We start from the raw sequence: 14,303 nt of genomic DNA on the forward strand, positions 1-14,303 counted from the left end.
CGCAGCCCAGTCATGCACTAACAATCAAAACGGACCACTCAAGTGGGGCTGATCATCACCCGATAAACTGATTTGGGAATCCCTAAACGACTCTGATTGACGTCAAAACGCTCTAGAATTCGTGAATTTGCCGGACATTTTTTGGTTAAAACGTTAGAAAATGGGCGGTTACCTGAAATCTAATGCTTGGTATCCAAGTAATTTCTCTTTCCCCATGACTGCCGACTTCGAGAAGCGCCTGCTAGGTCCTTTTTCTGGCAACCATCGTGTATCCGCTCGTGGCGGAATCGGAATTAACCAGCAACTTTCCAAGAAAGAGCAGCGGGGCAAACACCACGCTCAAAACAGCGAAGCAGACCCCCACACGCTGGCTGCTCTTGTCCGCAGCCATTCCCAATCGAAGCAATATCACAACAACACTTTCTAAATACGAATTTCGCTCTAAAATCTTCAAATCATCGAATTCCTTGAAGAGAAATTGAAGACCAAATTTTGTGTACCTGAAGTAATCGTGCGGTGCGTCATGAATTCCAAACACGAACGGTGTAGATAAATAAAGATGTCCTCCGGGCTTCAATACTCTGTGTATCTCGGTAACGGCTAAATGAGGTGTTGGAACATGCTCCAGAACTTCAAACATCAGTACTGCATCAAAAGTGCCATCCTTGAAATTCAGATCGCAAGCGTCCATCACAATATCAGGTTGGCGGTTCGCATCCAGGTCAATGCTGGTCAGTCTTAAATCATAGGATCTCAATATCGCTTCGATTTCACCCCCGGAGCCAATGTTTAGGCAATCAGCATTGCTGCGCGACAGGCTTGATGCACTGCTTGAAATGAACTCATAAAGGTTTTTTCTGGAAACCTTCTTTGACTGCGTTCCGGCAAAATTTCTTAGTTTCTTTGAAATCCACGACATACCCGCGCCCTGCTTTTCTATTTTGAACTGCAAATCCCCGAACGGTCTTACGTGGCGCCTTTGTACAGCAAGAAATTTTCAAGCGCCGGGCTCTTTCTCATCAAGCCGTTGTTCAAAAGAGATTGGACGTTTTCGAATCGTTCACTGCCTTCAAAGAAAGCGCCTTCTGACATGATCCTGTCAAGGTGTGGAACGTAGTCTTTGTAAAACCGACTTGAAACCGCATGCTGCTGCCGATCCAGAGCATCGTCCACCTTGGTCTTGAAATCTTCCAGGTACTTGAAGTGCAATAGCGCACCCCAATCGGGCGCCATCTTCAACTCCTGAGTCAAATTGTGAACACCGCCCGAAAAAGTGTAGCCCTTGCGCCACTTTACGAGCGGAACCTTGCTCATTAAAGGGTCCACTCCGGGCAATCCGTTTTTGACCAACTTGAACATGCGGCGGTCGAGATATTTGCCGAAATCTGTTTCTGGCACCCGGCTCTCTATTGAGAACCTTGTGGCCAGCAACAACTTGTCGAGGACGTTCTGGCTGCGTTTCGCGGTATGATGAAACAGGCGCTCGCGCGCGCCGCCGAACACATGCCGCATTGGTGTCTTGAAGTTACGCCCACCGGCTCCCTTCAACGGCACATGCCGATAACCGCCGGCATCGAAATAGGGGCAGACTTCTATGAAGGAGTCACCTGCCTTGTAGGCCAAGTCTTCGAGCGACCCCTTCGGATACATGTCCACCATTGTCGAAAACAGGCAATCGTAGCCTTTCTGATCTAGGTACTTTACAAGAGTATCGACGCCGATTTGCGGCCACCCGGGAAACACAAGAAGTTCGTCAACGTCTGGGAAAACAACCCACTTTCCATCCAAATACCGGTCGCAGATTAGATGGCGCCATTTGGACTTGAATTCTTTGTAGGGCAGCCCAGTCCTCAGCCAAAGAATGTCTTCGCAATGGCTGACGATACTCTCAGTACCATCATCTGAGTTGTTATCAACGACGATAAATTTGCTTATGCCCAGTTCCCGATAGTGCCGCAGAAAAAACGGAAGCCGAATCGCTTCGTTGTAAGCCAGAATAACAGCCACGACTTCATGCTCAGACGCACGAAATTCCGGCGGCTCTGTGCATTCAAATGCGTCACAAAACGCTTCAGATGTAGTCAATACTCTATTGCTCGCTGGCTTCGATAAGGCGCTTGCATGCGAGTCACAACCTCACGCGGTTTGCGCTAGTTTTGCGAAAGTGTGGTCCTGCCTTGCTGCGGTACTGCACATACCAAATTTTCTCGTGTGATAACTAGTTTTTTTAGTAGTTTTTGACGAACACGTGCGCGGTTAACTGTTGACCGATGACGGCGATGCATATCTTTGTGATCGGCTTAGCGCGAATACGACCGGGGAAGCACAGCAGCTTTTTTGTAATCACACCTCTTGAACCCATCAGGGTTCAGTTGCAATTCCTTTAAGGCGAAGCACTACCTTGATGCAGTTTTCCAATCCATCCAATTGAACGGATGCGACGAATATCGTAGCAAACTCCGTGGGCAGATAGCAGTTCGAAACTATTTCGCCCCAAGGAAATATACTTTTCTCGAATAACTCCACATCCAGATCCGCTCCGGCCGGGTTATAGATTACTACGGTCGGCGAGGATTGCTGCAAGTCTTGTACGTATTCGTTGACCGTGGTTTCATTTGTGATCAGATTCGCGAGAAAGTGTCGGGAACACGGCTTGGTACCTGTATAGAGGTAAGCGGTACCAGCAGCCCAGCCATAAGCTTGTTGCAAGCAATCTCCTTCTTGAAGGTTACTGGACACAAATCGATATCTCGACAGGGCTTCTTCGCCCTCCAATTCCGGAATCGAAAATCCACCTCCCCTTATGTGGGACACGATCTGTTGCGACGTTTGAGCAGGCAACTTTAGTCCGGGTGTCAGCACCGCGCAGAACCAAACCAGCAACACCATGCTAATGGTTCCCGTTCCGAGACCCATTTTCTTTGGTTTCGCGATTGCCGGAAGCATTTCGCGAAGGGCCGCGAACCAGGCACAGATGAACAACATATAGGGAAAGAAAATGCTGACAGCGTAGTGGCCGCTGGGAGGCTTTCCCTGCCACGCAAATCCAACTATCACCGCAAGGAGCAAAAGTGCAAAAACGCTGGCGATATGTGCCCTCGAACCGGCGCGCAATCCAAACGGTTTCCTTTGCGCATGAATCCACCAAACAAACACAATTAGCAGGATGAGAGAGGGAACGAAAAACAGGTAGAACTTGAGCCTCGACCCGCTAAACGCAGCTAGGCCCTTAATCATCCGCAGTACCATTGTGACAAGATCCTGAACCCGAAATGCATCTGCCTTGAATGCCAGGACATCGAGGTATGCGACGTGCGAGTCGCTCGAAAATAGTAAAAAAAATACTACCAATCCACCGACGCACCAACCCAAAAAAGCAGTCAGCGCCTCTCTCAAATAGAAACGGTTATCAAGCCAGACAAACGCCGCGAAGATAATCGGCGTGAACGCGTAAACTTCTTTCACCTGGCCCGCGAATTGCAGCAGCATTCCGGCCAAGAACCAGCTTTTCATGCCGGACTGTTGTGAAAACGCCAGCAAGAGCGAGAAGAACACGAAAACAAGCCCGACCGTTTCTGTTAGTAGCATCAGCCCAAACAACCGGTAGCTCAACGCATAGACAAGCGCATACAAAAAAATAAAGTAAACAAACAAGTCTGATTTGCAGATCGACAAAAGCCGAAAGAACAAATAAAACAACAAAAATAGCGTAATCGCGTCTAGGACGACCATACTTATCAAAGAGAACCCGAAGACACCTGTCCAAGGGACAAGAAAAAATATTGCCACAGGCGGTTTAATGTCAAAAAAATCAACATAAGGCGCACCGTATCCTTCGATATAGGCGACCGCCGGTGCTAGGTAGGAAGACAGATCGTGCTTTATTGTCGCCTCGACTGTCTGCGTCAGAACAAACGCCACACAGAACACGGTCAGCAAAATCGCACAAACGTGTAGAAGAGATCTGTGAATGGTAATCCGTGTTCCGTGCATTGGTTTGAATCCAGGCGAACTTACAGGTTATTTCGACGTTAGCAACAGACTGGAGAGCCTGCTTTTCTGCGCTTTTTAAGACATCTCACTGCCGTTTGCCAAGCCATCGCCGCCATCTTGAGGAGCGCATGTCCTAGTCAAACGACATCGACCGGTCAAATTCGAAAGTTTAGTTGTTGAAGAAAAATCTTTTGAAGCGACCCAGTATTTTCTTGTTTTTTTTTCTTAAATCTCGTGACCTCCCACCCTTCAAACTCTTTATGTATTTTTCAAATGCAAGCAAAGCTTCGGGCGACTCCTTGATGATTTCCGGGTAATGCAAATCACGCTGTTCGCTTAGCTTCATGGCTTCGAATTTCTTTTTGGCCCACTTTTTGGCACCGTGCTCGCCGCTGCCATCCGCACCGATGTTCGAACAGTAGGAGTTGACCGGATTCAGGCAAAAGCCATTTCGTTCAAATATCGTTGCGTACCAGTATATCGCCCACGTATCGATCTTGCCGCTCTGATTGTCCAAAACCTGACGCCAAAAATCGTGACTTCCGTTCAGGTTGAACCGGAAAATGTCTTGCTCGTCAAACTTTTCTATAAGTCTCTCGGGATCCCGAGTGAAATGTTTCCAACGGTCAGCCCAGGTCCCCCACCCCCAACAAATCATGAGCCGCCAAAAAAAAGCGTCTGCACCGACCTGTATACCCATCGGATAATTGAATCCGCTCACATGCCAGACCTCTTTGTTCTCCTTGAATATCTCCAATGACTTGTTCATGTAATTCAAAAAATATTTGCTCGAAACCACATCATCCTCGACGACAATTATCTTGCCATGGCTATCAATCACATCAGAAACACCCGTGGTGATGGATTTTGCGAGGCCGTAGTTCGTATGCCGCTCAATGATTTTCACGGACTTGAATCCGTCGATACGCGCTAGCAGTTCCCGGACGCCGTCTACCCCAGGCTTGTCGTCCGGGGTTTTCGGCGCATCGCTGTAGACAATGAGATCGGAGAACCTGGCCAGTTCGTTTTCGCGCAAACACTCCAACGTTCTTTTTGTATGATCAGGCCGCTTGTAGGAAAATAGAACAACAGGCGCAGCGTTTAGCATTTTTTGCGTTTCCGGACAGAGAGGATTCTTCGCTTTATTGCTAAAGCTCCTTGATATTAAATATTTTGCGAAGTTTTCTTTTGATGCGCTGCCGTTGCCTAATCCACGGCCCAAGATCCTTGTCGCGCATCGCCAGTATCGGATATTCCTTCAAAGCCTCCCAATCCGGTTTCTTAGAGCCCGGCTGCGGATACCAGTACTCGTATGCCGACACCGTATCAATTTCGTTCAGTTTGCCGAGAATAGAGAAAATCGCCTGATCATGCCGGTGTGCAACAAATTCAGGATGATTTTCAGAAACGGAAGGCGTGTCATCAAGTAGCGCAAAGTTTGTTTCGATCACCGCTTTCCAGTCATTCAGCAGTGCCAACGACCGAGCACATTTGCGAAAGAAAATAATGCCCGCACCAATCGTCTGGCTTTGCAAGATGTCCTTCCTCGACCGGAGAGCAAAATGGTCCAGAAGATCTCCCTTTATCCAGCGACAGTCCCTAAGATCCAACAAACTGCGGCCATCATGCAAGAACGGCAACTCGGGAGCTCTTGCCTGGAACCCCAGCACCCCGGACGCGGCGTCCTTTGTCATGTCTATGTAGTTCTTCATCCGCCATGTTCCACGGATATTCAGATGACAGCCGGCATCCAGATAGAGCAGAATATCGCCTTCATCCATATCCAGCAGGGACTGAATCACAATTTGCGGCTTCCAGCACCAATACCCGAAGCCCCTGGTGTTCCGCTTCAAATGCGCCTGAAAGCGTTTTTGGAAATCAACGCTCAAGTCGCGCTCGTCACTTCCGATAACGGTATCGAAAACACCCATTTCGTCGGCCTGGCGACAGAGCCTAAGCACAGAGCGATTCATGTCTGAACTTGCAAATGTAAGCAATGTTTTCTTCATTTGTCCTTACAACTTCGGCACGTTTTTTCTTGAACACACATGCCCACTGCGAATAAAAGCCTATGTTGGTTGGCTCTGAATCACGCGTTCTCGTTTCGATGATCGCATGAACGCGGGAATTCAAAAGACCCCCGCTCAGCGCTGCCCACCGTGTGTTCCATATCTGAAATGCAACCGCATTCCAACAACGTTCGGCGGCATCGCGACATTGGTGTGCAGCAACGCAGCGCTATGCAAATTGCCCGCCATGCCCGATGTGAAAACGGAGAAAACTTGATGGGCGGAAAACCAGACGTGAGTTCAGTTCTCCTGACGGGTGCCCGGGGGATTGTTGGCGGCCATCTCTTCCATCATTTGGCACAGTCCGCCAACGAGTTTCATGTCACACGATTTTACGGTGACATTCGATCGAAGCACGACGTTCGCCGCTGCATTGCGGATATTGGGCGCATCGATGTCGTCATAAACCTCGCGGCAAAGGTTGAGGTGAAGTCCACCAAAGAAAGGCCTGACATCGCATATTTCGTGAACGCTGGTGGCGTGCTCAATCTTTTGTCGGAGCTAGAAAGTAGCGGACAGTTCCCTTACTTCTTTCAGTGTTCCACATCCCATGTCTATGCACCCAGCGAGGGCGCTATCCGTGAGACCGACAGAACGGGACCGGTCTCTGTCTATGGACGCACCAAACTCATGGCGGAGGCCGTGACGCAAGATGTCTGTAAAGCCAACGGGTTGCCTTTCTGCATTGGACGCCTGTTCTCGATCCACGATCCGAACCAAACTGGAAGTTACCTGCGGCCGAGTATCGAGAGGCGATTTCGGGACGAGGATCTAAACGAACCATTTGAACTCCACGGTGCCAATAGCGTAAGAGATTTTCTGACTGCAGAGGATGCAGCACGGTTAATCGCTGAGCTTGTTTACAAGCGTGCGGAGGGGATCATCAACATCGCTTCCGGCAAAGGAACAAAGGTACGCGATTTCGTTCAATCGCTTTGTTCCCAAAAACTTAATATCGTTCATCTCGGAGCAACTGACTCACTCGTTGCCGACACTCGACTTCTGAAGTCGATCGTGGGAACAAACCCTTGAAGGCCAAACATGGACCAACCGCGTGCATCAATAGTCATTCCCACGTTCAATCGGGCAGACCTGCTCCCGAAAGCGATCCAGTCTTCACTTGATCAGACCGCAGATTGCGAAGTCATCGTTGTCGATCACGGTTCAAGAGACTCAACCCCGCAGGTTGCTGGTCAATTCGGTGACTCTATCACGTATATCCGCCGGGAACGTGACTTCGGACCGCACTTCTGCTGGTTGGAAGGTGTCCTGCATGCGCGCGCGGAGTTCGTGCACCTGCAATATGACGACGACTGGATCGAATCGGATTTCATCGAAGCTTGCATCACCCAGATCGACTCCGACACCGGTTTTGCGTTCAGTGCAGCTAAAATTGTTAGAGAAACATCTGGCGACGTCATCGATATCCAATTCGAAGACTGGCTTCCCAAGACTGGCATTTATCCGGTCGCAGCGCTGGAAAAAAAGATCCTGTCGTCGTTGATTTCGCCGGGCTCAGCAATCTACCGCAAGCAATTGATGATTGACGCCCTCTATCAGGGCCAGTTGCCGTTGTCAGAGTCGACGTATCACGGGGTTGGGCCCGATTGCTTCGTATCGCTTTTGGCGCTCCTGCGATACGCCAAGATCGGGTACGTCAAAAAGCCGCTTGCGGTCTTTCAAGCGCATCCTCAATCCATCACGATCGACGCAAAGTCAGATCCTGAAAAAAAGCAACGAATTAATGATGCATACCGGGAAGTGAAGCGCTATTACAGTGACCTGAAGCTGGTAAAAAAGATCCGACGACTGAAGGGATTGATACAAAAGTGAATGAAGCAAAAAAAGCCGTTATGTTGGCGGAAGACACGATCTCCCGGCAAGAACTGGAACACCTTTGCCAATGGATCCTTGCGGGCAATCGTCTAACGAAATCCAACCAAACACTCGAATTCGAACGTGAATTCAGCGAGTGGATCGGAAGCAAGCATGCTATCTTCACCAACTCCGGCTCTTCATCCAACCTCCTCATGATCGCTTCCCTTAAGGAATCCGGACGGCTGCGCAACAACAAGGTCGTCGCGGCTTCGGTCAGCTGGGTTACGACGGTCGCACCGTTGTTGCAACTCGGTTTCGACGTAACGCTATGCGACTGCGACAAAGAAAATCTCGGCCTGGACCTAATGCAATTCGAAAAGATTTGCGAAAAAGAAAAGCCCTCTGTGGTGGTTCTGTGCCACGTGCTCGGGCACGCGAACTCCATCAACGAAATCATGGAAATCTGCGACCGTCACAATGTGCTGATTGTGGAAGACAGTTGTGAGGCGTTGGGAAGCGTATACGAGGACAAGAAGCTTGGAACGCTTGGGGTAACGGGTTCGTTCTCTTTCTACTACGGTCACCACATCTCGACGATCGAAGGTGGCATGGTGGTAACCGACGACACCGACCTGAACCAGGTTATGCTTTCGTTGAGATCTCATGGCTGGTCGAGGGACCTGTCCCTGGAAAGGCGAAACCAGCTGACCGCCGAATACGAGGTGGATGAGTTCAGGAACCTTTATACGTTCTACTATCCAGGTTACAATCTGCGATCAACAGATTTGCAGGCCTTCCTCGGTCGTTCGCAGTTGCAAAAACTCAACGAGATCGTAGCCGCCAGACAAAAGAATTTTAATACTTACGCCGAACTCCTGCCGGAATACTTCTGTCAATCAAGCGACACCACCATTCTTTCGTCTTTCGCATATGGAACATATGTGAAAAACAGGCTTGAAGTCTTCAATGCGCTAAAGAGCGCCTCGGTTGAGTGTCGCCCACTCATTTGCGGCAACATTGCAAAACATCCGTTTTGGCTGAATTCGCAAGGCCCACTTGTTTTGCCGAATGCCGACAAGGTACACGACTACGGAATCTACCTTCCGAACCATCACAACATAGCGCTGGACGATATCGAGCGTGTTGCCGAAGTCTTTGCGAAAGTAGCAATTGCCGCCTAATTGACGACGAAAGATCGTTTCAGAATCGGTTCAGGAAGCCTAGTGTCACATCGGACGATAGCAACATCCTGGGTCATTCCGCGTTGAGCGCAGGATTGTTATCTAAGAGGACTTTGAAAAAACCAGCTGCCAACCGACATCCCTCCCGGTTTTTCCAAGGATACCGAGCCATTTCGGCAACTCCCTCTGCAAATTCCGCATCGCTGACCGCAGCGATTGCATTTCCGTGGGACAGGAGAGTCTGCATTGCAATGCCCTTTGAATGGATGACAAATTTTTCTGCCGCGACCGCGTCCTGGATAATGCCGGAGCCCTGCAGACCATAGACTTGCGGGTCATAAGGTAAAAGGATCACATCTGTCGAAAGGAACCAGTCCTTGAACTCCTCTGGGCTCAATCTATCAGAAAGCGCGGCAACACGAACTGGCGCTTCGGCCGCAGCATATGCCCGGGCGAACTCATAGACACCCCCAGGGCCGTAGTCGCGCTCGCTGCCCTGCAACAGGATTTCGATCGGCAACGGAAGCGACCGTGTCCCGATCAGGTGTTCAAGGCTGGAAACGATCCGAGGAACCCGGTCATAGCCCTTGCCGGGACGCGGTCCTCCGAACAGTCCGACCCTGAACGTCGTCTTGCGCTTTCTGCCCGGACGGGCACTCGGATCGGAGGGATCGAAACTGCACGGAAGATAAAAACCTCCGCGCACATTCAGTCCGTAACAACGCTTCATCTCGGACGCCATCTCCTCTGTTTCACAGAAGAGCGAAAGGCCACCATGCTCTGATATTATCTCAAGGACTTTCTCTAGGCGTGCCAGTCTTCGCGCCAGCTTGTGTTCGCCCAACTCCATATCAAGAAACCGAACGATCATACGCGGCGTTTTCGCCTTTTGGGCGCTGACTAGTTCACCCAGAGATTCGAGCGACTCTAGGTCCGCGGACGGAATCACGATCACGTCGGACTTGCCAATTCCAATCCTGTCGCACGCATCCAGCAGCGCGTTTCCGTAGGGTGACGCCGGCAAGGAGCGCAGACGACCGGCCGCCAAGGCCCGGAGAAAGGCGTCCGCTTTCTGGCGGCCCGACCCATTCGACATCCGCCAGTGCAAAGTCGACAGGGCTCGGGTGCGGTTCGAAATCCTGGCCGCTGCCTGACCCAGAAACCCGTCATAATCCTCACCTGCTACGAGGTGGCAATCGAACCCGCGAAAAAGCTGTTTCAACGCCGCGATTTGAGTGTGCTGATGACCGCGATGCCGGATAAGCTTTCGCTCCACGACAAGCAATATTCGGTTTTTGGCAGCATTTGTTAGTGTGGACATCGATGACAGTCACTCATTTTCGAATATCGCGTTCGCATAAGTCTGGGCAATTCCATCCCTGATACTGCGCGCCCTGTCCCATCCTAGCGCGTGGAGAAAAGAGGTGTCGGCAAGTTTTCTCGGCACGCCATCGGGCTTGCTGTCATCAAACACCAGGTTGCCAGTGAAGCCGACAATCTCGCAGATTAGTTCCGCCAGTGACCGGATGCTTATCTCCTCGCCCGATCCGACGTTTACCGGCTTGGGTCCCGAGTAGGTTCTTGCCAGATGGACAACAGCGTCGGCTAGGTCGTCAACATGCAGGAATTCACGCAAGGGCTCGCCGCTGCCCCAAACCTCCATCGCCTCACTGCCGCGGCACCTGGCATCATGTGCCTTCCTCAAAAGAGCGGGCAGGACATGACTTGATTGCAAATCGTAGTTGTCACCCGGTCCGTAAAGGTTGGTAGGCTGGATCGAGATGTAATCGCACCCGTGCTGCGCACGATAGGCTTGGCACAACTTGATACCGGCGATTTTTGCAATAGCATACCACTCGTTGGTCGGCTCAAGCGGCCCGGTCAAAAGGCTATCCTCGCTAATCGGCTGCGGTGCTAGTTTGGGATAGATACATGTCGACCCCAGAAAGACCAATTTCTTGACCGACGTCTGATAAGAAGCGTGGATGAGGTTGGCCTCGATCATCAAGTTCTCATACAGAAAGTCGACCGGTTGCGAGCTGTTCGCCAATATGCCGCCCACGCGCGCGGCTGCAAGAAACACCACGTCCGGCTTGGCTTCCGCCATCCAGACCTCAACTTCACCTTGCCGCCGCAGGTCGACGTCATTCCGACCCACTGTCAGGATGTCGCACTGTTCGCACTGCAGCCGGCGCACCAGAGCGCTCCCGACCATGCCCGTGTACCCGGCGACGTAGACCTTTTTTCCGGCAAGGTCGAACACAGCTTTGTTCCCCTGATCAGTCTGCAGTACCATCTGCATCGAAGCCCAGCATCAAGCGCCTGTTCGTGACGACTTAGTGCCTCCGTTCAATTCGCCTGTAATGGTCTCCAGATCGGAGCGCACCATCTGCGCGACCATGTCACCGAACGCCACTTGCGGAGACCAGTCAAGCAGACGTTCCGCCTTGCGTGCATCCCCAATCAAAAGATCAACCTCCGTGGGTCGGAAATAGCGTTGGTCGACCAACACAATCAACTTGCCGCTGGCCGCGTCATATCCCTTTTCTTCGACGCCCTGACCTTGCCAGCGAATCTCGATACCCACTTCTTCGAAGGCACGCTCAGCAAAATCCCTCACGGAGTGCTTTTCGCCCGTGGCGAGCACAAAGTCATCAGGAGTGCCGTGTTGTACAATTCGCCACATGCCTTCGACATAGTCTTTCGCGTGCCCCCAATCGCGCTCGGCATCCAGGTTACCAAGGAAGAGTTGTTCCTGAAGTCCCAGTTTTATCGCGGCGGCCGCCCTCGTGATCTTTCGCGTCACAAAAGTTTCCCCACGGATCGGGCTCTCGTGATTGAACAGGATGCCGTTGCTTGCGTGGATGCCATAGGCTTCCCTGTAGTTTACAACCACCCAATAGGCATAGAGTTTGGCGGCAGCGTAGGGGCTGCGCGGATAAAACGGGGTTTTTTCGGTTTGAGGGACTTCCTGAACCTTGCCGTAAAGCTCAGACGTCGACGCCTGATAAAACCTTGTCTTTTCCGTCAGGTTGAGAAGCCTTATCGCTTCAAGAAGGCGAAGCGTTCCGAGCGCATCTGCGTTTCCCGTATATTCCGGCGTTTCGAACGACACCTGCACGTGGCTTTGTGCGGCCAGGTTATAAACCTCGTCCGGCTGTACTTCCTGCATGATACGGATCAGATTGGTCGCGTCCGTCATGTCGCCGTAGTGAAGGTGCAAACTGACGTTCTGCTCGTGCGGATCCTGATAAAAATGATCGATGCGGGCCGTGTTGAAAGACGATGACCTGCGTTTGATACCGTGGACCGTGTATCCCTTGCCAAGCAGAAGCCCGGCAAGGTAAGCACCGTCTTGGCCTGTGATTCCGGTTATGAGTGCTGTTTTCGTCATTTTTCTCGAATTTGTTCGAATTGCGCTTTTTTGTCCGCATCCAGTTCCTGTTGACAGGAAGATCACGGGTTGATTCAATTGAACTTGAATGCTCATGAAGTTCAACGAGCAACCGGCAATCCAACGAGGTGCCATTCGCTGCCTTATAGTCGCTCACCAATGCAAAAAAAAGCGCAAAGCTCCAAAATTCAATCGAAGCTGGCGGCTTCCGGCGATACGGTCCTGCCATCGTCTCAAGTCCGCCCCCCAATCCTAAGACAATTAATTTCTGGAAATTCGACTTTTGCTTAGGCATAAGGGTATTACTTTCAGTCGTCATTCGCCGGTCAAGTCCATGAGACAGAAGATTTCAATTGACGTAACGCTCGTCTCAGGTGCCAGACCCGGTTTGCTGAAGAAGACACTCGACAGCTTCTCCGAAAAGCTGTTCCGGCATTTCAACATCGAAACGCTTTTCGTCAACATCGACCCATTTGAAGGTGGTCAGGCCGAGGTGGACGAATGTGAAGCGATTTGCCGCTGCTTCTTCCCTTCTATCGAAACACGCAAACCCGAATGGCCGAACTTCACACGTGCGGTGAAATGGCTCTGGCAACAACCGCGCGCAGCGTGGGTCTTCCACCTCGAAGACGATTGGGTTTTGAACCGGGACGTCACCTATGAGGAATTTACTCAGTCGATCTCGCGGCGCGTGTCGCAAATTTCACTCATGACAAAAGAAAAGAACTGGGGCTACCGATCCCCCTACCATTTTGAACCAAACCGGTTAAAACTCCTGGGAAAGGATCTCGGCAAGGGTCTCAACAAGAAACGGCCGATCTTCACCACAAGTCCGAGCTTCGTGAAACGAGATTTCGTACATCGGTGCGCAGCGCTGATGCTGGACGGCCTCGATCCTGAAAAACAGCTGAATGCACTCAATCCTGAGCTCAACACATTTACCGCCCAATACCGCAACCGCTTCATAGGTCAGCGCCGCGAATACGTCGCCGTCGACATCGGCAGGAAACACCGTAAAGACATCGGCCTGACGAAACGGATTGTCAAGGGGATCAGCGTTTGGGCCGAGGAGCGCTGATGCATTCCTCCCCAAATCAGGCACTTTCCGTAAACACGGTGCCGCATTGTGCAGGCGTATCGAAATCGAATCTGAACATCTCGATATCGGATGCATACCAATCGGCGATCAGCTGGATTGAGCTTTCGGTGTAAAATTCCTTGTACGACACGCCCACATTCCGAGAGACATTGCGATTCTCCAGTCGTTCGCTTACGCTAAAATAGCGTGACACTTCCTCACTCAGGTTTTCCTGACGCAATATATCAACCGAGCATACGCCCGATTCGTCTATGATGTAGTCGGACTGGGGATACCAACCGAGCGACGCCCGGTGCCAGTAATACTCTCGCTTTCCGAATTCATGCCGCGTATCCAAAAACTCCTCGAACCCTTCGATCGACAGCGCCCGTTGCGGCAGGTCACCACCACCGGTCTGTAAATGGAACTTGTAGCGGGAAAACGTGCGCGCCCAAGGATTTCTGACGATCGCAAACGGGATCGTGCCTGCCCGAACGGAATGATCGATGTCGCGCAGTCTCGCGTGCTCATATCCAGGGTGCAGGCCGTTGGAATTCTTGAATGCGAGGAGGTCATTGGCGTATTTCTTGCTTATGAGGCGCCTGCGGTGGGCAATGACAATCTTGTTCTTCAGCGCCAATGCTTCACGGATTGCAATACCGCCATTTTTCGGAATGTGCACCAAGAGACGCTTTTTGGGAACAAGCCCGAGGCGCGAGGGGGCGAATTTCAGAAAATTCTTGAGTTGATACTCGTCCATGATGTCTTCT

At 51.2% G+C, this 14,303-nt stretch carries 13 protein-coding genes; 4 read left to right on the plus strand and 9 right to left on the minus strand.

Translation table 11 applies throughout. The features are described 5' to 3' along the window. Nucleotides 1–241: 241 nt before the first annotated feature. From LA5095_RS29125 to LA5095_RS29145, 5 genes are all read right to left on the minus strand, one after another. The gene (locus LA5095_RS29125; protein ID WP_055391487.1) at nucleotides 242–919 is read right to left on the minus strand and encodes a class I SAM-dependent methyltransferase; all 678 of its coding nucleotides are present in this window, start codon (nucleotides 917–919) and stop codon (nucleotides 242–244) included. 47 nt (nucleotides 920–966) lie between these two features. Continuing rightward, entirely contained in the window at nucleotides 967–2,007 is a 1,041-nt protein-coding gene (locus tag LA5095_RS29130) for a glycosyltransferase family 2 protein (RefSeq protein ID WP_055391488.1), read from the minus strand. 354 nt (nucleotides 2,008–2,361) lie between these two features. Then, nucleotides 2,362–3,993, minus strand: coding sequence for a hypothetical protein (locus LA5095_RS29135; protein WP_144436213.1), 1,632 nt, complete (start codon nucleotides 3,991–3,993; stop codon nucleotides 2,362–2,364). A 169-nt stretch (nucleotides 3,994–4,162) separates the two neighbouring features. Next, nucleotides 4,163–5,101, minus strand: a complete 939-nt coding sequence (locus LA5095_RS29140; protein WP_144436212.1) for a glycosyltransferase family 2 protein — start codon at nucleotides 5,099–5,101, stop codon at nucleotides 4,163–4,165. A gap of 40 nt (nucleotides 5,102–5,141) precedes the next feature. Continuing rightward, entirely contained in the window at nucleotides 5,142–6,002 is an 861-nt protein-coding gene (locus LA5095_RS29145) for a hypothetical protein (protein WP_055391491.1), read from the minus strand. A 213-nt stretch (nucleotides 6,003–6,215) separates the two neighbouring features. Here LA5095_RS29145 and LA5095_RS29150 point away from each other — a divergent pair, with 213 nt between their 5' ends. From LA5095_RS29150 to LA5095_RS29160, 3 genes are read left to right on the plus strand one after another with little or no spacing between them, the layout of a single operon-like run. Further along, the gene (locus LA5095_RS29150) at nucleotides 6,216–7,094 is read left to right on the plus strand and encodes an NAD-dependent epimerase/dehydratase family protein (protein WP_199485859.1); all 879 of its coding nucleotides are present in this window, start codon (nucleotides 6,216–6,218) and stop codon (nucleotides 7,092–7,094) included. Between the two features lie 9 nt (nucleotides 7,095–7,103). Continuing rightward, a complete protein-coding gene (locus LA5095_RS29155; protein WP_055391492.1) occupies nucleotides 7,104–7,895 on the plus strand; it encodes a glycosyltransferase family 2 protein in 792 nt (263 codons plus the stop codon). After that, nucleotides 7,892–9,061 (plus strand): DegT/DnrJ/EryC1/StrS family aminotransferase, encoded by a 1,170-nt coding sequence (locus LA5095_RS29160; RefSeq protein ID WP_235808801.1) that lies wholly within the window; start codon nucleotides 7,892–7,894, stop codon nucleotides 9,059–9,061. The genes LA5095_RS29155 and LA5095_RS29160 overlap by 4 nt, the downstream gene beginning before the upstream one ends. A 73-nt stretch (nucleotides 9,062–9,134) precedes the next feature. Here LA5095_RS29160 and LA5095_RS29165 read toward each other — a convergent pair whose 3' ends face one another. Genes LA5095_RS29165 through gmd form a run of 3 tightly spaced genes read right to left on the minus strand, consistent with a single transcriptional unit; the run spans nucleotide 9,135 to nucleotide 12,476 of the window. Further along, nucleotides 9,135–10,382: a hypothetical protein gene (locus tag LA5095_RS29165; protein ID WP_055391493.1), complete on the minus strand. Its 1,248-nt coding sequence runs from the start codon at nucleotides 10,380–10,382 to the stop codon at nucleotides 9,135–9,137. Between the two features lie 9 nt (nucleotides 10,383–10,391). Then, nucleotides 10,392–11,357, minus strand: coding sequence for a GDP-L-fucose synthase family protein (locus LA5095_RS29170; RefSeq protein WP_055391566.1), 966 nt, complete (start codon nucleotides 11,355–11,357; stop codon nucleotides 10,392–10,394). 18 nt (nucleotides 11,358–11,375) lie between these two features. Then, nucleotides 11,376–12,476: a GDP-mannose 4,6-dehydratase gene (gene gmd / locus LA5095_RS29175; protein ID WP_055391567.1), complete on the minus strand. Its 1,101-nt coding sequence runs from the start codon at nucleotides 12,474–12,476 to the stop codon at nucleotides 11,376–11,378. Between the two features lie 313 nt (nucleotides 12,477–12,789). Here gmd and LA5095_RS29180 point away from each other — a divergent pair, with 313 nt between their 5' ends. Then, nucleotides 12,790–13,533: a hypothetical protein gene (locus LA5095_RS29180; protein ID WP_055391494.1), complete on the plus strand. Its 744-nt coding sequence runs from the start codon at nucleotides 12,790–12,792 to the stop codon at nucleotides 13,531–13,533. A 16-nt stretch (nucleotides 13,534–13,549) separates the two neighbouring features. Here LA5095_RS29180 and LA5095_RS29185 read toward each other — a convergent pair whose 3' ends face one another. Then, entirely contained in the window at nucleotides 13,550–14,293 is a 744-nt protein-coding gene (locus LA5095_RS29185) for a sulfotransferase family 2 domain-containing protein (RefSeq protein ID WP_055391495.1), read from the minus strand. Between the last annotated feature and the right edge of the window lie 10 nt (nucleotides 14,294–14,303).

The organism is Roseibium album (assembly GCF_001404515.1).
Lineage (GTDB): Bacteria > Pseudomonadota > Alphaproteobacteria > Rhizobiales > Stappiaceae > Roseibium > Roseibium album.